The sequence below is a fragment of the Undibacterium sp. Jales W-56 genome (assembly GCF_025548535.1).
Lineage (GTDB): Bacteria > Pseudomonadota > Gammaproteobacteria > Burkholderiales > Burkholderiaceae_D > Undibacterium.
In genome coordinates this window covers 1,202,973-1,222,462 of record NZ_JAJLQW010000001.1, presented here as the reverse complement: position 1 = coordinate 1,222,462, position 19,490 = coordinate 1,202,973, and the positions used below count along the sequence as shown (strand labels likewise).

Sequence of the window (19,490 nt, the reverse complement as noted above, 5' to 3'; positions counted from 1 at the left end):
TGCAAATCGACCCGCTATCGCCCAACACCAGCTTAGTGGCTTGAATTTCCAAGCTGAAGCAGCATTACGCCACAAACGATCAATAATATCCCTATGATTTTTGGCGGACTCATGCCCTCCTCAAACAAAAAAATACCGGCAATTGTAGTAAAAACAGTTCCGACACCTGACCAGACGGCATAAGTAATTCCTATTTCTAATCGACGCATTACTATCGACAATCCCCAAAAAGCACACCCATATCCAATGACGACAATGGAAGAAGGAAGCAACTTAGTAAATCCATTCGACAACCGCAAATGAACTGTCGCAATGACTTCACACACAATGGTGAGCATCAATAAGATCCAAGGATTTATATTATTCCCGATATGCATTGGATAGCCTTCTTTGAATAAAAATTGAGCGTCGATCACGCTTTAGGATGGAATGAATCTCTGATGAAATACAAAACGTTGGACCACTTTAAAACTTTGAAACGCCAAGCCAGATCAAAGTTTAATAGAAGATATGATGGTCTATGAAACAAACGACATTTGCTGCCTCTTGCTTGGGTAAATACGTGAAGACAGCACACCCGCCATTCTAAGGTAGATCAAGCAAGTCATACCATGGACGATGTAATGAATTACCTTAACCGAAGGTTGGCAAGAGCTACCCTGTGCATCATGTAATGAACCAAGAGGACTGCATGGCAACCTGGTATATAAGCGTACGTACCAAAACTGGCACGTTGTTGAGATCGCCAAACCGGTGTTTGAATCTGCGGAGGTAGGTGATCATGGGCTGATGAAAAACAGCCATCCCTCACATTTACGGACAGGACAATCTGTCTATCGGCATAGTAATGTTTGAGACTTGTTCGATCGTTTCTGATGCCATAAAAAATAAAAAAGTTCTCAGCATTGAATGTTGAGAACTTTTTTCAAATATTACCAAATTACACGCAACTATTAGTTGCGTAGTGCGTGCTTAACTTACATCGAACGACGACGAGTTGCTGCGAAACCCAATACACCTAAGCCTAACAATGCAATGGAAGCTGGTTCTGGAACCGCATTGCCAGGACCTGTGCCAGGAGGTACGCTAACGATACCAGTAAAGGTAAAGCTCTCTGGCCCAGTCATTGTATCAACGCAGCAATTAGTACCTGTAAAAATTGTGTGCACACCATTCCCTAAGACCAGTGGGTCTGTGAAAAACCAATCGCTATATTTACCACCGCCGTTACCAGGGTCGATAGCGTAGCCTGTCAAGGTACCGTTCGCCACCATCACATCACGGTCACTGTTGTTCAGGAAACCTGTCCATTGGAACGTCATAATGCCATCGATAGTGACGCCGCCATTTGCACTGTATGCGCTAGTCTGGTCGCCATGCCAATGTTCGCCCCAGATAGAAATAGTGCCATTACCATTGTCGTGCCAACCGACTGAAACCAAGTGCGCGTTAGCAGTGCCGATCATAGCAAACAGTCCCAGCCATACTGTCAAGATTACTTTTTTGAAGATAGTCATTTAATGCTCCCAGTTGATAAATTTATTATTAACAATAACTTTTCAATCCATCGAAACCGCTTATTTAATTGACGTTTCTCGACACACGAAAAGATTCCACACTCAACATAAAGCATTAAGTGTGCCAGTTAAATTTCAATAAATTTAATCTTTTAAATTCAAATACTTACACAAATTTAATTAAATTTATGACAATTTAAAAAATCTAGTGTAAAAAAACCCGACACTATATGAAGCCAATCGAAGATAAGGCCTCAATAAAATTTAATAGTTTTTTACATTTAACTTCTTCATTCAGAACGATCCAGCATTGTCCACATAAGGAGACGGAAAGTTGATGTGCCAAATGCCAGCTTAATTAATAAAAGTTAAGCAAAACGTCAAACTGCTGACAACAACGTACATTACACCCGCAGGCTGGATGCGGCTTTCAGAGGCATTTCGTGCCAACAGGCGTACCCAGCTTGCGGGTTCATTTAATATCAAACGCCATGGTGCAGTTCCTCTCTTGCCTTTTCTCTGTATCTTCGCGCCCATGTGGTGAGAGGTTTTGGTCATGGCGTAAATCCTAGTCAAGATATTTGTTTTATGGAAATTATTCTGACTATAATGTTTTTTCACTTCGATCAAGGAAAACACTATGGCGCGGTTCTTCAAATGGACTGGACGGGCACTACTCGTGCTGCTGCTCATCCTCGCAATCGGCTTGGTCCACGTCTGGTATTTCAAGCCGCTGAAAGCCGACTGGTTTTATGGCCGCGTGATGGCGCGCTTTGTCCTCGATCAGCCCGAGATGCTGTCGAGTATGCGCATACTGCCGGGCTGGCTGGATTTTTATAGCGATAAACTCAGCGATGCCTCGCCTGCTGCCGAGCAAAAAATGGCGGATATGGTGCACGACAATCTGACTACCTTGCATCGCTATCAGCGTGATGCACTGGATCGTGACGAACAATTGTCGTATGACACGATGGAGTATTTTTTACGGATGCAGGACGAAGGCGATCAATTTCGCTACCTGAATTTCCCTGTGAACCAGATGTTTGGCGTGCAATCGAGCTTGCCGAATTTCATGACCGATGTACATCAGATCAACTCGGTAGCCGACGCCAAAAATTACATCGCACGCCTGAATAAATTTCCGGCCAAATTTGATCAGGTACTCGAAGGCCTGAAAATCCGCGAAGATAAAAAAATTATTCCGCCACAATTTCTGGTCGAAAAAGTCTTGGTGCAAATGCAGGGCTTCATCGCCAAACCGGGCACGCAAAATCCCCTCTACACCAACTTTAAAGAAAAGCTCGACAAGCTGCCTGCGGATAAAATCGATACGACAACCCGCCAGACTCTATTAGCGCAAACCGATGCCAGCATCACGCAACAAGTCTATCCCGCCTATCAAAAACTGATTAACTACTTCAAAACGCAGCAGCCCAAGGCGCAAGGCAATTTTGGCGCATGGCATTTACCCGGCGGTGACGCGTATTACGCCTGGGCAGTCAAGATGCATACCACCACCGATATGACGCCACAGCAGGTGCATGATCTGGGACTAACCGAAGTCGCCCGCATCAGCACAGAAATGGACGCCATCTTAAAGAGTAAAGGTCTCAGCGAAGGTAGCGTCGGTGCCCGCGTGTTGCAGTTATCCGAAGATCCGGCGCAGTTATATCCGAATACGCCAGACGGTAAACAAGCGATGCTCAAAGGTTTTCAGATGATTCTGGATGAAGTCAACAAAGGACTCGATGCTGCCTTTGATATGCGCCCTAAACTCGGTGTCGAGGTCAGAGCCGTACCGGAATATTCCCAGGAAACCGCACCGGGGGCGTATTACAACGCGGGTTCATTCGACGGTTCCCGCCCCGGAATCTTTTACGCGAATATGCGCGATACCAAAGAGAATCCCAAGTTCACCATGCGCACCCTAGCCTATCACGAAGGCATCCCTGGTCACCATTTCCAGATCTCGATCGCGCAAGAGTTGCAGGACGTTCCCTTCTTCCGTCAGGTGTTGCCGTTCACCGCGTACGCCGAAGGTTGGGCGCTGTACGCAGAACGTCTCGCCTGGGAACTCGGGTTTGAAAAAGATCCTATGGATAATCTGGGCCGCTTGCGCGACGAAATGATGCGCGCCGTGCGCCTGGTGGTCGATAGCGGCATCCATTACAAGCATTGGACGCGCGAACAGGCGATCCAGTACATGACCGATAACACCGGGATGGCACTCACCGACGTCACCGCCGAAATCGAGCGCTATATGGTCGATCCCGGTCAGGCGCTGGCCTACAAAGTCGGCATGCTGAAAATCCTCGCTCTGCGTGAAAAAGCCAAACTCGCACTCGGCGATCAATTCGACCTGAAACAATTTCACAATGAAGTGCTGACCCACGGCGCCTTGCCGCTGGTGGTGTTGGAACGCGTGATTGATGATTGGATTGCGAAGCGGAAGAAGCCGTAAGTTTTACTTTAAATTGCTTGAATCGATAAAAATGAGGTGTGCTGATAAGCTGCCTCATTTTTTCATGGGAGAACATGCGTCACAGAAGACAACGCAAATATTTGCGCACTCATGCACATACTAGCGGGATGTATTTTTTTAAAGCCCAATTAAAACCTGCGGATAAACCCCTATTTATGCATATACTCCTAATAAATCAGATTTTTATCAAGGATGACTGCCCGGCAATCGACCGCGTTTGCCGCCATCTTGTTTCACCTCGCCCCATCCCCATATAGTCGCTTCCGATCATCTCGCCATTCGCCCGGCGACAGGCGAAAGCTGACACAATACTGCAACTTTCCACCACCGCCACCACTTCCACCATTGAGCACCTATGACCCACCCTTCCAACACTGTTCCTGCATCTAAAAGCAGCCTTGCCACGCTCAAGGGTTTAATCCCGTTTTTACTGCCTTATCGTCGTCAGTTTTTTCTGGCCGGGATTGCGCTGATCATTGCGGCGAGTGCGACCTTGACGATTCCTTATGCGTTCCGGCAAATGATTGATCTGGGGTTCAGCAATACGGGGGCGAAGAGTATCAAGCATGTTGACCTGACCTTCCTGGCGTTGTTCGGCGTGGCTTGTGTGCTGGGTGTGGCGACGGCGGCGCGCTTTTATATGGTGTCCTGGCTGGGTGAACGGGTGACGGCGGATATTCGCAATGCGGTGTATTCGCATGTGGTGACGCAGAGTCCGGAGTTTTTTGAAACCACGCAAACGGGTGAGGTCTTGTCGCGCCTGACCACGGACACAACGCTGATCCAGTCGGTGGTTGGCACCAGTATCTCTATGGCATTGCGGAATATCCTGTTGTTCGCCGGCGGTCTGGTCATGTTGTTTGTGACAAGTCCCAAGCTGGCGTCGATCATCATCGTGACGCTGGCCGCGACGATCTTGCCTATCGTCTTGTTTGGCCGCAGGGTACGCAAGCTGTCGCGTGATTCGCAAGACCGGATCGCCGATGCGTCGGCAGTAGCGGGCGAAATTTTGAATGCGATGCCGACGGTGCAGGCATTCACGCATGAATACATTGAGGCACAGCGTTTTTCCAGTTCGGTAGAAAATGCCTTCGCGACCGCGATGCGCCGTATCCGTGCGCGCTCCCTGTTGACAATGCTGGCGATACTGCTGGTGTTTGGCGCGATTGTATTCGTGTTGTGGCTGGGTGCGCATTCGGTCATGGATGGCAGCATGAGCGGCGGCGAATTGGGGCAATTCATTTTGTATGCATCAATTGTGGCAGGCGCCGTGGGCGCCTTGTCCGAAGTGCTCGGTGAAGCGCAACGGGCGGCCGGTGCGACTGAACGTTTATTGGAATTGATGTCGCTGGAATCGCCGATACAATCGCCGGCGACAACACTGGCGCTGCCGGCACGTACAGCGAATGGCGCAGCATTGGCGCTGTCGGATGTGGTGTTTCACTACCCTTCGCGCCCTAATATGGCGTCGATCGGTCACATGTCGCTCGACATCGCCCCGGGGGAAACGGTGGCGGTGGTCGGCTCGTCGGGCGCAGGCAAGACGACCCTGTTCCAGTTGCTATTACGCTTTTACGATCCGCAACAAGGCTCAATCAAACTCGACGGTGTTGAATTGCGTCAACTCGATTTGCATGCGCTACGCAATGCAATTGGCATCGTGCCGCAAGATACCGTGATTTTCTCGGCCAATGCGCTGGAAAACATCCGCTACGGCAAAGCCAATGCGACCGATGCTGAGGTGATTGCCGCAGCCAAAATGGCGGCGGCGCATGAGTTCATTGAACGCCTGCCGGAAGGCTATCAGTCCTTCCTGGGCGAGCGCGGCGTGCGCCTGTCGGGCGGACAGCGCCAACGGATTGCGATTGCACGCGCCTTGCTAAAAAATCCGCCGCTGTTGCTGCTCGATGAAGCGACCAGCGCGCTCGATGCCGAATCCGAACGCCTGGTACAAGGCGCGCTGGAAGTCGCGATGAAAGGCCGCACCACATTGATTATCGCGCACCGGTTAGCGACCGTATTGCGTGCCGACCGCATTATCGTGATGGAGCACGGCCACATTGTCGAGACCGGCACACATACATCGCTGGTCGCGCAAGGCGGCATTTACGCCAAGCTCGCCTCACTGCAATTTAATACAATGCTCGAATAATTTTGCGCGATCCGTATGGCAAAATGGATCGCCTGCTTTTCTGGAATGACCGAAAAAACTCACCCCAAGGAAATCACGGCTCAGCCGGCGCACGTTTACTGATAGACGAGGCGACCGCCTGCAAAATATCCTCCGACAATTGCGGATCGTCAACCGCCCGCGCCAGCACCAAAGCGCCGACCATACTGGCAAAAGTTGCCAGGGCTTTTTCCTGCTTTGCTGTCTTTGATTTACCCGGCAAAATCTTGCTGAGAATGCCGACCAGCAAGCGCACGCCCTCGGTCACGGTACTGCGCACAGACGTATTTTGTCTCGCAATATCTGCGCCCAGTGCCGCAATAGCGCAACCGCGTCCGGGATGATCCCGATGTTTGGTCGTTAAATAAGACGCGGCGATGGTCTCCAGCGAATGTTCCGGATCTTGTTCCGCCAGCGTCTTCCAATGTTCCACGGAACGCTCCAGCGTACGTGCGCAGCTTTGTGCGACCAGGTCTTCTTTCGATGCAAAATGGCCGTAAAAACCGCCATGCGTGAGGCCAGCACTTTTCATTAGATCGGCGACACCGATGCCATCAAAACCTTTTTCCCGGAATAATTGCGCGGCGACATCCAGGATGCGTTCGCGGTTTTCTGCTGCCTGTTCTCTGCTGACTCTCATCGTAAGCCTCAATTAATTTGCCTATTACCCTTGACATTATAGATTATGATCGTAATATATTCAATTATGATGATCATCATTTATAAATTCCATTACCTGAACATCACACCGCAGCAAAGGCACAGTTGCCCTCACCCAATAATGAACATGGAGTAAAGAAATGACACCTGCACAATCGAATGACGATATCTCCCACCACTCGCTGGGCACGGCGCTGATTACCGGCGCCTCCTCCGGCATCGGTGCGACTTATGCCGACCGCCTGGCGCGCCGCGGTTATGACTTGATTCTGGTGGCACGCGACCAGGCTCGTCTTGAAGAATTGGCTGGCAAGCTGCGGGCCGAAACCGGCGTCCAGATCAGCGTCCTGCGCGCCGACCTGACTGATAAAGCCGATCTGGCACTGGTCGAGCACAAATTGACCAGCGACGCCAGCATCAACATGCTGGTGAACAACGCAGGCATCGCCGCCAACGGACCGCTGGCCGGCGCGAATCTCGATCAGATCGAAGGCATGATCAAACTGAATGTGCTGGCACTGACCCGACTGGCCAGCATCGCCTCTACCGAATTCGTCGCACGCCAGCAAGGCAAGCTGATCAATATCGCCTCGGTCGTGGCACTGGCTCCCGAGATGTTCAATGCAAGCTATAGTGCAACCAAGGCTTATGTACTCAGCCTGACACAAACTTTGCATAACGAGATCAGCAAATACGGCGTGCAGGTGCAGGCGGTTTTGCCCGGCATTACCCGCACCGAGATCTGGGAGCGCAGCGGTATTGACGCCGCCAACCTGCCCGCAGCAATGATCATGGAAGTGGCCGATCTGGTCGATGCCGCCTTGATTGGCCTTGATGACGGTGAGCTGATCACGATCCCGTCCCTGCCGGATACGGCAGACTGGCATGCTTTCGTCGCAGCGCGCGCCAAGTTTGGACCCAACCTGTCGCGGCAGCGCCCGGCCTCGCGTTATCAACGCAAAATTGTCGCCGCAAGCACGCTTTAGGCAATTCAAAAGCGTATAAAAATCGCTGAAAAACAGGACATGATCATGACAAGCGCTACTAACACAGCAGAAAATACCGACCGCCAAAGCATGGCAATCTGGCTGGTATTGCTGGCCGCCGCCGGGACTTTTTCACTCACGATGGGAACCCGGCAAACCATGGGATTATTTCTCAGCCCCCTCAATACGGCGACCGGACTGGGCATAGGCAGCATCAGTCTGGCGTTTGCTTTCGGCCAGCTCTGGTGGGGATTGACGCAGCCTTTTGCGGGAGCCATGGCGGATAAAATCGGTGCCGGTCGTGTGCTGCTGGCAGGTATTCTGCTGGTCGCGATCGGCACGTTTATCACGCCGATGATGAGCACGACAGCGGGTCTGATCTTCAGCATCGGCATCTTGTCGGCGGGCGGCGCGGGCATGGCCGGACCGGCCGTCTTGATGGCAACCGCAAACCGCATGATCCCCGCGCATCAACGCGGCATGGCAACGGGCATCATCAACGCCGGCGGCTCTTTCGGCCAGTTTTTAATGGCGCCGATTGCGGGTGCGCTGATGTTGAGCTATGGCTGGGGTAATGCGATGCAGGTGCTGGCGGCGATCGTCTTACTCGCGCTGCCTGCGGCATTCCTGCTGCGCGGCAACTCCGTACAAATGAACATGGCATCGGGTATTGCACCGGTATCGACCGCGGATGCGATACGCAACGCCTTGCGCAATCCCAGCTATCTGATGCTGAGTGCGGGATTCTTCGTATGCGGATTTCATGTCGCTTTCCTGGCAACGCATTTGCCCGGGGTGATTGCGTCTTGCGGCTTGCCGGCACAATTCGGCGCCTGGTCGCTGGCGATGCTGGGCCTGTTCAATATCGTCGGCAGCGTGAGCATGGGCTGGGCGGTCGGACGCTGGCGCATGAAATCACTGCTGTCCTTGCTGTATGCGACACGCGCACTGGCTGTCATCCTCTTTTTGCTGGCACCCAAAACCGGTACGGTGATGCTGATGTTCGCCGCCATCATGGGATTGACCTTCTTGTCCACCGTACCGCCGACGGCGGGACTGGTCGCCAAATTTTTCGGCCCGGCGAACATGGCAACCTTGTTCGGCATCGTGATGCTGACGCATCAGATCGGCGGCTTTCTCGGGGTCTGGCTGGGCGGCAAAGTAGTTGAAGCGACCGGCGATTACAATCTGATGTGGTACATCGATATCATGCTGGCAGTCGCTGCGGCCTTATTACATCTGCCGATCAAGGAAAAAATGCGGGCACCCGCAACGGCATGATCAGGCATCGTCCCTCTGATTGCAACAATTCAAATTGAAACCGCGGACGGGATGCGGCTTTCAGCGGCATTTCGGGCCAACAGGCGCGCCCGGCTTGCGGGTTCATTTGAATATCGAAACGCCATGGAGCCAGCTCCTCTCTTGCCTTTTCTCGGGGTCTCCTTTTCTCGGGTAGTGAGAGGGCTGGATTTTTGCGCGAGTTCCAACAAGTCAACGCGGTTCGCCTTAGTCTGTCAAAATGTCAGACTATTCAATGTTCTCCGCACCTGTGGCGGTAATTCAGCAATGTCCAATAATGCAACGATGACATCGACCATTCCAGTCACCGACATCTCCAATTTAAGCGTGGAAAATCAATTCGCTCAGCTACCGTCCGACTTCTACACTGTATTGCGCCCCACACCATTAGCTGCGCCCTACCTGGTCGGCGCAAGTAGCAAGGCGGCCGACGCAATAGGTCTGTCGGCAGACGCACTCAACACGGATTTATTTACCGAAATCTTTACCGGCAATCAACTCATCAGTGGCAGCACTCCGCTGGCAGCAGTCTATTCCGGTCATCAGTTCGGCGTCTGGGCAGGTCAGCTCGGCGATGGGCGGGCGATCTTGTTAGGCGATGTTGCCGCCCAAAATACCGCGGACTCGCCAAACGGCAGGATAGAAATTCAACTCAAGGGAGCGGGCATGACGCCCTATTCCCGCATGGGCGACGGTCGCGCGGTATTGCGCTCATCGATTCGCGAGTTTCTGTGCTCCGAAGCCATGGCTGGATTAGGCATCCCTACCTCACGCGCCCTGAGCGTGACTGGCTCCGATCACTATGTGATGCGTGAAACGCCGGAAACCGCCGCAGTCGTCACCCGTCTCGCACCAAGCTTTATACGCTTCGGCTCATTCGAGCACTGGTACTACAATAACGCACCGGAGCAATTGCAAGCACTGGCCGATTTTGTACTCGGCAATTATTATCCTGCACTGCTGGAACATGACAATCCCTACCAGGCCCTATTACAAGAAGTCACGCAGCGCACTGCCAAGCTCATGGCGCAATGGCAGGCGGTTGGCTTCATGCACGGCGTCATGAATACCGACAATATGTCGATACTTGGAATAACCCTCGATTACGGCCCTTTCGGTTTTATGGAAGCATTTAACGCCGGTCACATCTGCAACCACACCGACACCCAGGGCCGTTACTCCTACCGCATGCAGCCGAAAATCGGCCATTGGAATTGCCATGCCTTGGCTCAAGCCTTATTGCCATTGATCGGCACCGTCGAAGATACGCAAGCTGCGCTGTCAGCCTATCAACCGGCCTATCAACAAGCGTTCGATCTACTATTGCACCAAAAATTCGGCTTGCAACAGTTGACTGAACACCGCGAAGCCGACGGCAAATTATTCGACCAGTTTTTCGACCTGATGCAGCAGAACGGTGCCGATTTCACGCACAGCTTCCGCCATCTGAGCTATATCAATACCGCCAAATCGGCATTGGACGAAAAGCTCAGGGATGGTTTTATCGACCGGTCGGCGCTAGATTTATGGCTGGAACAATACCGTCAGCGCTTGCAGACCGAGCGCAGCGACGATCCGGCGCGCCAACGCGCCATGCAGAGTGTCAATCCTAAATATATACTGCGTAATTACCTCGCACAGATAGCGATAGAAAAAGCCCAGAAAAAAGATTTTTCTGAAGTCGCAAAGCTATTGCAGATTTTAGAAAACCCCTTTGATGAACAAGCAGAACATGACGATTATGCGGCCCTGCCACCGGACTGGGCACGCGAACTGGAAGTCAGTTGCTCGTCCTAAACCGTAGAAGGAAATACCATGTCAAAAGTCACTAAAACCGATAAGGAATGGCGCTCCATGCTCACAGACATGGAATATGAAGTTACCCGCCACGCAGCGACAGAACGGGCGTTCACCGGCAAATTCTGGGATCATCACGAAGCGGGCATTTATACCTGCGTGTGCTGCAACACGCCTTTATTCGAATCGGATGCCAAGTTTGATTCGGGCTGCGGCTGGCCAAGTTATTTCAAAGCACTCAATCCGGCGAATGTCTTAGAAAAAGTCGATCGCTCACACGGCATGACGCGCACCGAGATATTGTGTAATATCTGCGACGCCCACCTGGGTCATGTGTTTCCTGACGGCCCGCCACCGACAGGATTGCGTTATTGCATTAACTCCGCGTCCCTGAGATTTGCGCCTAAAACTTAGTTTTTAGCTCGTCAAATCCGTTTTGAAAAGTTGATATGAAATTTTTGTTCGATATTTTTCCAGTAATCCTGTTTTTCATTAGTTTTAAACTCGGGGAACGCAACCTGGAATTCGCCCAAAGCCTGGTAGATCAGTATCTGTCCGGTCTGATCTCTGGCGGCAAACCGACAGCCGATCTGGCACCTATCCTGTTGGCGACGGCAATCGCCATCATCGGTTCGGTTCTGCAATTTGGCTATCTCGTAATCCGTCGCAAAAAGATTGACGCATTGCTGTGGATTTCCTTCGTTGTGATTGTCGGCTTTGGCAGTGCCACCATTTATTTTCATAGTGAAACCTTTATTAAATGGAAGCCGACAGTAATCTACTGGTGCTACGCCGTCGCGTTTTTGTTTGCGCAATTCTTATTCAAGAAAAATTTACTCAGAGCAACAATGGGGACGCAAATCACGCTGCCTGACGATGTCTGGTCGAAATTAAGTCTAGCCTGGATCGCCTATTTTTTCGTGATGGGCATCGTGAACCTGTATGTCGCCTTCTCTTTCCCGACCACCACCTGGGTCAGCTTTAAACTGTATTCGATAGCGGCCTTACCGGTATTTATCGTCGTTCAAGGCTTGTTTTTGTCTAAATACATGGAAGAACCTACATGAACGATCGCCTGAACCGGATTGAAGCCCGATTACGGGAAACTTTACAGCCCCTTAGCTGTCAATTAAGCGACGACTCTGCAGCGCATCATGGCCACGCCGGAGCCGCCTCCGGCGCAGGTCATTTCAGTGTAAAAATAGTTTGTTACCAATTTGAGGGGCTAAATCGTATATCCCGGCATCGACTAGTGTATGATGCCGTTGGCGATATGATGCACACGGAAATTCATGCACTTGTAATTGTTGCGCTGGCTCCGTCAGAGATACCGACCTAACCACTTTGTTTTTACTTACTTTGTTATTTTAGGAACAGATAATGACTTTTAAACCTGCTCATTTGCTGGTAGTACTTCTCGCAACTGCCTTGCCTGCATTGGCTCAAAACCTCGCCGTTGTTAACGGTAAAGCCATCCCGTCCAGCCGCGTTGACGTCATGGTCAAACAATTGGCTGAACAGGGTCAAAAAGATACGCCAGAATTGCGCGCGATGGTCAAACAAGAATTGATCAACCGCGAAGTCTTGATGCAAGAAGCCGACAAAGCTGCTTTGGCCGCCAACGCTGACGTAAAAACGCAATTGGAAGTAGCACGTCAATCCATCCTGATCCGCGCATTGATGATCGATTTCGTCAAAAAGAATCCAGTAAGCGACGCAGAAGTCAAAGCTGAATACGACAAAGCGAAATCCCAAGCCGGCGACAAGGAATACCACGCCTACCATATCCTGGTAGAAAAAGAAGATGATGCCAAAGCGATCATCCTGAAATTGAAGGCCGGTGCTAAATTCGACGAATTGGCAAAACAATCCAAAGATCCAGGCTCGGCAGCTAAAGGCGGCGATCTGGATTGGGCATCACCAGCAAGCTATGTGGCACCATTCTCACAAGCCCTGGTTGCTTTGCAAAAAGGTCAATTCACTGAAACTCCGGTCAAGACAGAATTCGGCTACCATATTATCAAACTCGATGATGTACGCACAGCTAAATTCCCAACCATGGAAGAAGTGAAGCCACAGATCCTGAACAATCTGCAACAGCAAAAAGTTCAAGCTTACCAACAGTCTCTGTTGAAAAAAGCAAAGATCCAATAATCGATCCTGATTACGGTTTTACCCAATAAAAAAGACGCTACGGCGTCTTTTTTGTTTTGTCCTTCACATTTTCGTATTCAACCCGGATCCACTACGACCTGGCGAGTGGCGATACGAATCCAGCTTAAATACGCGAACATATCTGCACCGGCGTAATCTGGCATCCGATGAAAACCGGACAGGTCATTGTGGCGTACTGTCAGGTAGTTTTTATATATACTCCCATATAGTACTATTTCAATCGCTAGATAAATAATGCGGAAATACTACTATTATCCAATACAAACTGGGGAGTATATTTATTTACCGAATTTTACGAGAGGCAACATGACGTAAAAAATGCCACATCCGTGGCATTTTTTATGCAGAGCGCTAATAACTCAGTATCAGGCAACCCATTGACGTGCGTTACGGAACATGCGCATCCAAGGCGAATCTTCGCCCCAGCCTTCCGGGTGCCATGAGTGCAGTACAGAGCGGAATACCCGTTCCGCATGCGGCATCATGACCGTGAAGCGTCCGTCTGCATTGGTCACCGCGGTAATACCTTGCGGCGAACCATTCGGGTTATACGGATAGGCTTCGGTCGCAGCGCCAGCGTTATTTACGAAGCGCATTGCAACCTGAGCAGCATTGATATCGCCGGTGATCGAGAAGTCGGCAAAACCTTCGCCATGCGCGACCGCAATTGGCGTCTGCGTGCCCGCCATGCCCTGGAAGAAAATCGATGCCGACTCTTGTACTTCAACCATGGCGAAACGGCCTTCGAATTGCTCGGATTTGTTCTTGGTGAACTTCGGCCAGGCTTGGGCGCCGGGAATAATCGATTTCAGATTGCTCATCATCTGGCAGCCATTACAGATACCCAGACCAAATGTATCTTCACGATGGAAGAAATTCGAGAATTGTTCGGCCATCATTGCATTGAACAAAATCGTTTTCGCCCAACCCTCGCCAGCGCCGAGCACGTCGCCATACGAGAAACCGCCGACCGCAATCAGACCTTTAAAATCTGCCAGGCGGGCGCGACCGGCAATCAGGTCGCTCATGTGCACATCGACTGCGGTAAAGCCGGATTTGTGCATGACATAGGCGGTTTCGATATGCGAGTTCACGCCCTGCTCGCGCAAGATCGCCACCTTAGGACGCACACCCGTATTGATGAAAGGGGCGGCGACATCTTGCTGCGGATCGAAGCTGAGTTTGGGTGTGATGCCAGGATCGTTCAGGTCGAGAATGCGCGCGTACTCAGCGTCAGCGCAGGCAGGATTGTCGCGCAGGCGGGCGATTTGCCAGCTGGTTTTGCTCCACAACTGATGCAGCGTCGCGCGTGGCTGGCTGTAAATCTGTTTCGCATCGCGCGTAAATTCAATCAGATTGCCGGCATTCACTTTACCGATGATGTGACTGCAAGCACCGAGATTGTGCGCGCGCAGAACATCCATCACCGCAGTACGTTGCTCGGTGCGAACCTGGATCACGGCACCCAACTCTTCATTAAACAAGGCGCGCAAAGTCAGGTCGTTACGACGCTCGGCAACCTGCCCTGCCCAATTCTTGGCATCGCCCCAATCGGCAGCCTCATCCATGGTCAGGATATCGAGGTTGATGGACAGGCCGGTACGGCCAGCGAACGCCATCTCGCACAAGGTCGCATACAGACCGCCGTCAGAGCGGTCGTGATAGGCCAGCAGATGATTGTCGCGGTTCAATTGCTGAATCGCGGCGAAGAAGGCCTTCAAGTCCTCTGCGCTATCGACGTCCGGCGTCTGATCGCCGAGCTTTTGCATGACTTGCGCGAAGCAGGATGCACCCAGGCGATTTTTTCCGCGCCCCAGATCGATCAGGATCAGGCTGGTATCACCGGCATCCAGACGCAATTGCGGCGTCAGGGATTTACGCACATCGAATACCGGTGCGAATGCAGAAATAATCAATGAAACCGGCGAAGTGACGGATTTTGCCTCACCTTCATCTTGCCAGGTGGTGCGCATGGACAGGGAGTCTTTGCCGACCGGAATACTGATACCGAGCGCCGGACACAACTCCATGCCAATCGCTTTGACCGTATCGAATAATGCAGCGTCCTGACCAGGCTGACCGCAGGCGGCCATCCAGTTCGCCGACAACTTGATATCGGAAATATCCCTGATCGGCGCTGCCGCGATATTCGTAATCGACTCACCAATCGCCATACGGCCGGATGCCGCGGCATTGATCACGGCCAACGGTGTGCGCTCGCCCATGGACATTGCTTCACCGAGATAACCTTCGAGGCTCATGGTAGTGACAGCGCAATCGGCGACCGGCACTTGCCACGGGCCGACCATCTGGTCGCGCACCGAGGTCGCGCCGACAGTACGGTCACCGATGGTGATCAGGAAGGATTTATCGGCAACAGTCGGCAGACTCAGGATACGTTGTGCGACGTCTTGCAAATCCATGCCGGTCAAATCGATTGGCGGGAAGCTGTGCGTGACATGCTGAACATCTCTGTGCATTTTGGGCGGTTTACCCAACAGCACATTCATCGGCATATCGACCGGCGTATTGTCATGTTCAGGATCGATCACCTTGAGCTGCCGCTCTTCCGTTGCCGTACCAACGACCGCAAACGGGCAGCGCTCACGTTCGCAGAAATATTCGAACAAAGCCAGGCTATCCGGCGCAATACCCAGTACATAACGTTCTTGCGATTCATTACTCCAGATTTCTTTCGGCGCCATGCCGCTTTCTTCCAGATGCACCTTACGCAGATTAAAGATCGCGCCGCGCCTGGCATCATTCGTAATCTCCGGGAAGGCGTTCGACAAGCCGCCGGCACCGACGTCGTGGATAGACAAAATAGGATTGTCGTCACCCAATTGCCAGCACGAATTAATCACTTCCTGCGCGCGACGCTCCATTTCAGGATTGCCGCGCTGGACTGAATCAAAATCGAGATCAGCGGTGTTGGTGCCGGTCGCCATCGAGGATGCGGCGCTGCCGCCCATACCGATGCGCATCCCTGGGCCGCCCAGTTGTATCAGCAGACTGCCGACAGGCAGATCGTCTTTTTTGGTGTGCTTGTCCGAGATATTCCCGATACCGCCCGCGATCATGATGGGCTTGTGATAGCCGTACACGGTACCACCGACATTTTGTTCAAAAGTACGGAAATAGCCGCCCAGATTGGGACGGCCAAATTCATTGTTGAAGGCAGCGCCGCCCAATGGGCCGTCAATCATGATTTGCAAAGCAGAGGCGATACGATCCGGTTTGCCATAGACTTTATCCGAGGGCTGACTGGCAATCGTATCGCTGGCGTTTTCCCACGGCTGGACTGCACCCGGCAACATCAGATTGGATACGGTAAAGCCCGTCAAGCCGGCTTTCGGCTTTGCACCGCGGCCCGTCGCACCTTCGTCACGGATCTCGCCGCCGGCGCCAGTCGATGCCCCCGGGAATGGGGAAATCGCGGTCGGATGATTGTGCGTTTCCACCTTCATCAAGGTGTGCGTCAGTTCCTGGGTCGCCTGATAGACATTGCCATTAACTGCACCGTTTGGATAAAAGCGGCTGACGCTCGCGCCTTCCATAATCGAGGAGTTATCGCTGTAGGCAACGATAGTGCCTTTCGGTTGCAGCAAATGCGTATTCTTGATCATGCCGAACAAGGAAATATCCTGCACAACACCGTCAATGGTCCAATCGGCATTAAAGATCTTATGACGGCAGTGTTCGCTATTGGCCTGCGCAAACATCATCAATTCAACGTCAGTCGGATTGCGCCCCGCAGCGACGAAAGCATCGACCAGATAGTCGATCTCGTCATCGGACAAAGCCAGACCTAATTCCGTGTTCGCCTGCAATAATGCGCCTTTACCGCCACCCAACACATCGACCGAGGCCAAGGGTTTCGCGTCAAGTTCAGAGAACAAAGCGCTGGCTTCCTGCACGTCTGCCAGCACCATCTCTGTCATCCGATCGTGCAATAAGGCAGCGACTGCCTGACGCGATTCTTCCGCTAATTTCTTGGCACCGCCCAGCAAACCCGATTTGACTTGCACCGTATAACGGATACCGCGCTCAATCCGCTTGATATGTTGCATGCCGCAATTATGCGCAATATCGGTTGCCTTACTCGCCCAGGGAGAAATCGTACCGAAGCGTGGAATAACGACGAAGGTATCGCCCTCGTCCTTACCCGTAAAAGCATCGCCATAAGTCAACATAGCGTCGAGCCGGGCGGCATCCTCGCTTGATACAGTATCGGCGGCATCGACGAAATGGGTATAACGACCACTGACGCCGACGATATGCGGGTCAACAGCTTGCAGTTTGGATAACAGACCTTGGGTACGGAAAGCAGACAAGGCATTGGAGCCTGGCAATATCAACATGGCGAGAGAGTAGTTGAAGCAATGCGCCCGGAGTTCAGAAATGACAGCGGCGACATCACAGGTTGGATCAGAAAGCGAGATTATACCTTGATGCCTGCACACACTCCAGCCGGAAGCCCCATCATTGGCAATCAAAAGCAAAAACCGCTGATAAAGAGATTCGGCCCGGCCAAAACCGTTATCGAGTCCGGGTTTTGATCGATGACTTCGCCGGTAAATCAATTGACAAAAATACTCGCATTCGCAAAACGTCTGGCGACTTTCATTGTATTGGCATAGCTTTTTGTTTTAAACAGCGGAATATCACGATTCATCACAACAATGGCTAAGGGTTCAGCGGCTGTCATGGCGTCAAATTCCGAGGCGCTCAGGACGATATTGTTATTGTGCAGCTTGTTACCCCAGAATAAATCATTACTGCGACTCTCCACGATATACACGGGCCTTTTCAGATAAAACGTCAGCGAAGACTGATCTTCGAATACTTGAAACAACATGATTTTTTTACCGGCGTGCTCGTTCATCAAAGCATCCGCGATAGGACGGGTCGAGGTCGACTCATCCGATACGTGCAAGATATTCAGCAGAATAAATAGCGTCGCAATCGGCAGCAGCAAATAGCCGAGTATCCCAATTTTTGCTGTGCGCCAAGCCAGCCAGCTTGCCGCTGCCGCCAGTATGCTGAGGCAGATCAAGCCATAGCTGACAAATTGCTGGGCGCTAAGGCCCAATATTCGTATGCTTTGCAATTTCTCCTGAGGATGAGAAAAAACGAACCCGGTTAGCAGACAGAACAACACCGTCAACAACAGTCCCGGCAACATCCGCCCCCACCTGCCGCCATACTGTCTGTCTTCAAACAAGATCGCCAATTGAAAACTCGCCAGCGGCATGACCGCTACCAGATAATAATTCGCCTTCGCGCTTGAATTGGAAAAAAACAGGACGGGCATGATCCAGGCAAAACTCAAGAACCATTGCAAAGGCTTATGGATTTGATTCACCCGTTTTGCAAAAAAAATACCTGCCAACAAGAACGACCACGGGAACAAATAAATCACCATTCTTGGCAAGTAATACCACCAGGCGCCGGCGTAATAATCATGCGGCTCACGCTTACCTAAAAACCGCAAGACATGCTCATTAATAAAATAAAACCAGGCAAAAATCGGCTCGATCAGGCTGGCGACCACATGCCAGGGTAAGGCAATCAACAAAAATACGCCTATCGCTTTTTTATCAAAAAACTGCGACACGTTAGCAAGTAATTTCCTGACCGATGACGACTGCGTCATGACGAAACAGCCTGTTACTGCGCAAAACAAGACGCCGGCCACAAAACCTTTGGCAAGCACGGCCAAAGCCAGAAACGCATACGAATAACACAGTGCACGCCGCTCTTTCAATGTCACGAAAAAATAAGCCCACATCAGGGATGCCGTCAGCAAACACGTCAGCAGCATATCGAACATCAGGGTGCGCGACATCGCGGTCACGCCAAGACCGGAGACAAACATGAGGGCGGCAAGACGCGCGGTCTGGGTTCGTTGCAACTGCCCGCCAAACCAGAGTATCAACCCAACGCAAGATAAAGAAGATAAGGCAGGAACCAGTCTGGCGGCCCATTCAGACTCGCCAAATACCGCAAACGACAGGGCGGTAAGCCAATATAGCAACGGCGGCTTCTCCATGTATACCAGGCCGTTTAAATGCGGAATAATCCACTGCCGCCAATCGCCTGATTGCAGCATTTCCCGCGAAATTTCAGCGTAAAGACCTTCGTTGTTATCAAGAATGGCGTAGCTGCCGAGACCAGCCCCGACAAAAATGAGCGCAATGACCCACACCATCCAGAGAGGAATAAACAAAACAGACGCGTCTTGAATTGAGCGGAAATGTGGCGTTAATCGGGATTGCTGCATTAAGTTGCGGGCTAAGGCTAAGAATTCACAATAAAATAATGAAGCACGCTGCGCTTCGCCAATAAGTCAGAACGACATCGCTACGCTATGCAAATAAATCAAATACACTGTGCGATATCTT

15 protein-coding genes are annotated in these 19,490 nt (G+C 51.6%); 9 read left to right on the top strand and 6 right to left on the bottom strand.

Annotation, left to right across the window (positions count from 1 at the left end; translation table 11 throughout):
• Positions 1–32: 32 nt before the first annotated feature.
• The 3 genes from LPB67_RS05570 to LPB67_RS05560 all read right to left on the bottom strand — a co-directional run bounded on the left by LPB67_RS05570 (position 33) and on the right by LPB67_RS05560 (position 2,075).
• Positions 33–416 carry a DMT family transporter gene (locus LPB67_RS05570; RefSeq protein ID WP_262836051.1) on the bottom strand — a complete coding sequence of 128 codons (384 nt, stop codon included), beginning with the start codon at positions 414–416 and terminating at the stop codon, positions 33–35.
• A gap of 561 nt (positions 417–977) precedes the next feature.
• Positions 978–1,517, bottom strand: coding sequence for a PEP-CTERM sorting domain-containing protein (locus LPB67_RS05565; protein WP_262836050.1), 540 nt, complete (start codon positions 1,515–1,517; stop codon positions 978–980).
• A 354-nt stretch (positions 1,518–1,871) separates the two neighbouring features.
• Positions 1,872–2,075, bottom strand: a complete 204-nt coding sequence (locus LPB67_RS05560) for a hypothetical protein (protein WP_262836049.1) — start codon at positions 2,073–2,075, stop codon at positions 1,872–1,874.
• A gap of 82 nt (positions 2,076–2,157) precedes the next feature.
• Between LPB67_RS05560 and LPB67_RS05555 the strand changes: the two genes are divergently transcribed.
• Together LPB67_RS05555 and LPB67_RS05550 are read left to right on the top strand one after the other, a co-directional pair.
• Positions 2,158–3,978, top strand: a complete 1,821-nt coding sequence (locus tag LPB67_RS05555) for a DUF885 domain-containing protein (protein WP_262836048.1) — start codon at positions 2,158–2,160, stop codon at positions 3,976–3,978.
• Positions 3,979–4,354: 376 nt separating this feature from the next.
• Positions 4,355–6,151 (top strand): ABC transporter transmembrane domain-containing protein, encoded by a 1,797-nt coding sequence (locus LPB67_RS05550; RefSeq protein WP_262836047.1) that lies wholly within the window; start codon positions 4,355–4,357, stop codon positions 6,149–6,151.
• Positions 6,152–6,224: 73 nt separating this feature from the next.
• Here the strand turns inward: LPB67_RS05550 and LPB67_RS05545 are convergent, their stop codons facing one another.
• Positions 6,225–6,809 carry a TetR/AcrR family transcriptional regulator gene (locus LPB67_RS05545; RefSeq protein ID WP_262836046.1) on the bottom strand — a complete coding sequence of 195 codons (585 nt, stop codon included), beginning with the start codon at positions 6,807–6,809 and terminating at the stop codon, positions 6,225–6,227.
• 160 nt (positions 6,810–6,969) lie between these two features.
• Here LPB67_RS05545 and LPB67_RS05540 point away from each other — a divergent pair, with 160 nt between their 5' ends.
• The 7 genes from LPB67_RS05540 (at position 6,970) to LPB67_RS05510 (ending at position 13,065) form a co-directional block, all read left to right on the top strand.
• On the top strand, positions 6,970–7,815 hold the full coding sequence (locus LPB67_RS05540; RefSeq protein ID WP_262836045.1) for an SDR family NAD(P)-dependent oxidoreductase: 846 nt from the start codon (positions 6,970–6,972) through the stop codon (positions 7,813–7,815).
• Positions 7,816–7,860: 45 nt separating this feature from the next.
• Entirely contained in the window at positions 7,861–9,096 is a 1,236-nt protein-coding gene (locus LPB67_RS05535) for an MFS transporter (RefSeq protein ID WP_262836044.1), read from the top strand.
• A 303-nt stretch (positions 9,097–9,399) separates the two neighbouring features.
• The gene (locus LPB67_RS05530; protein ID WP_262836176.1) at positions 9,400–10,911 is read left to right on the top strand and encodes a protein adenylyltransferase SelO; all 1,512 of its coding nucleotides are present in this window, start codon (positions 9,400–9,402) and stop codon (positions 10,909–10,911) included.
• Between the two features lie 18 nt (positions 10,912–10,929).
• The gene (gene msrB / locus LPB67_RS05525) at positions 10,930–11,325 is read left to right on the top strand and encodes a peptide-methionine (R)-S-oxide reductase MsrB (protein ID WP_262836043.1); all 396 of its coding nucleotides are present in this window, start codon (positions 10,930–10,932) and stop codon (positions 11,323–11,325) included.
• Between the two features lie 35 nt (positions 11,326–11,360).
• Positions 11,361–11,978 (top strand): septation protein A, encoded by a 618-nt coding sequence (locus LPB67_RS05520; protein ID WP_262836042.1) that lies wholly within the window; start codon positions 11,361–11,363, stop codon positions 11,976–11,978.
• Positions 11,975–12,250 (top strand): BolA family protein, encoded by a 276-nt coding sequence (locus LPB67_RS05515; protein WP_262836041.1) that lies wholly within the window; start codon positions 11,975–11,977, stop codon positions 12,248–12,250. The genes LPB67_RS05520 and LPB67_RS05515 overlap by 4 nt, the downstream gene beginning before the upstream one ends.
• Positions 12,251–12,291: 41 nt before the next feature.
• Positions 12,292–13,065: a peptidylprolyl isomerase gene (locus LPB67_RS05510; protein ID WP_262836040.1), complete on the top strand. Its 774-nt coding sequence runs from the start codon at positions 12,292–12,294 to the stop codon at positions 13,063–13,065.
• Positions 13,066–13,451: 386 nt separating this feature from the next.
• On the opposite strand, the gene purL is transcribed toward LPB67_RS05510, so the two are convergent.
• Both purL and LPB67_RS05500 read right to left on the bottom strand, forming a co-directional pair.
• Positions 13,452–17,447, bottom strand: a complete 3,996-nt coding sequence (gene purL / locus LPB67_RS05505; RefSeq protein ID WP_262836039.1) for a phosphoribosylformylglycinamidine synthase — start codon at positions 17,445–17,447, stop codon at positions 13,452–13,454.
• Positions 17,448–17,665: 218 nt separating this feature from the next.
• Positions 17,666–19,315 (bottom strand): ArnT family glycosyltransferase, encoded by a 1,650-nt coding sequence (locus LPB67_RS05500; RefSeq protein ID WP_262836038.1) that lies wholly within the window; start codon positions 19,313–19,315, stop codon positions 17,666–17,668.
• Between the last annotated feature and the right edge of the window lie 175 nt (positions 19,316–19,490).

Bases quoted from the DNA above. Each gene is read 5' to 3' on its own strand.
- LPB67_RS05535 (WP_262836044.1), top strand. From the start codon at position 7,861: ATGACAAGCGCTACTAACACAGCAGAAAATACCGACCGCCAAAGCATG.
- LPB67_RS05515 (WP_262836041.1), top strand. From the start codon at position 11,975: ATGAACGATCGCCTGAACCGGATTGAAGCCCGATTACGGGAAACTTTA.
- LPB67_RS05555 (WP_262836048.1), top strand. From the start codon at position 2,158: ATGGCGCGGTTCTTCAAATGGACTGGACGGGCACTACTCGTGCTGCTG.
- LPB67_RS05550 (WP_262836047.1), top strand. From the start codon at position 4,355: ATGACCCACCCTTCCAACACTGTTCCTGCATCTAAAAGCAGCCTTGCC.
- LPB67_RS05545 (WP_262836046.1), bottom strand. From the start codon at position 6,809: ATGAGAGTCAGCAGAGAACAGGCAGCAGAAAACCGCGAACGCATCCTG.
- LPB67_RS05510 (WP_262836040.1), top strand. From the start codon at position 12,292: ATGACTTTTAAACCTGCTCATTTGCTGGTAGTACTTCTCGCAACTGCC.
- LPB67_RS05530 (WP_262836176.1), top strand. From the start codon at position 9,400: ATGACATCGACCATTCCAGTCACCGACATCTCCAATTTAAGCGTGGAA.
- LPB67_RS05560 (WP_262836049.1), bottom strand. From the start codon at position 2,075: ATGACCAAAACCTCTCACCACATGGGCGCGAAGATACAGAGAAAAGGC.
- msrB (WP_262836043.1), top strand. From the start codon at position 10,930: ATGTCAAAAGTCACTAAAACCGATAAGGAATGGCGCTCCATGCTCACA.
- LPB67_RS05540 (WP_262836045.1), top strand. From the start codon at position 6,970: ATGACACCTGCACAATCGAATGACGATATCTCCCACCACTCGCTGGGC.
- purL (WP_262836039.1), bottom strand. From the start codon at position 17,447: ATGTTGATATTGCCAGGCTCCAATGCCTTGTCTGCTTTCCGTACCCAA.
- LPB67_RS05520 (WP_262836042.1), top strand. From the start codon at position 11,361: ATGAAATTTTTGTTCGATATTTTTCCAGTAATCCTGTTTTTCATTAGT.
- LPB67_RS05565 (WP_262836050.1), bottom strand. From the start codon at position 1,517: ATGACTATCTTCAAAAAAGTAATCTTGACAGTATGGCTGGGACTGTTT.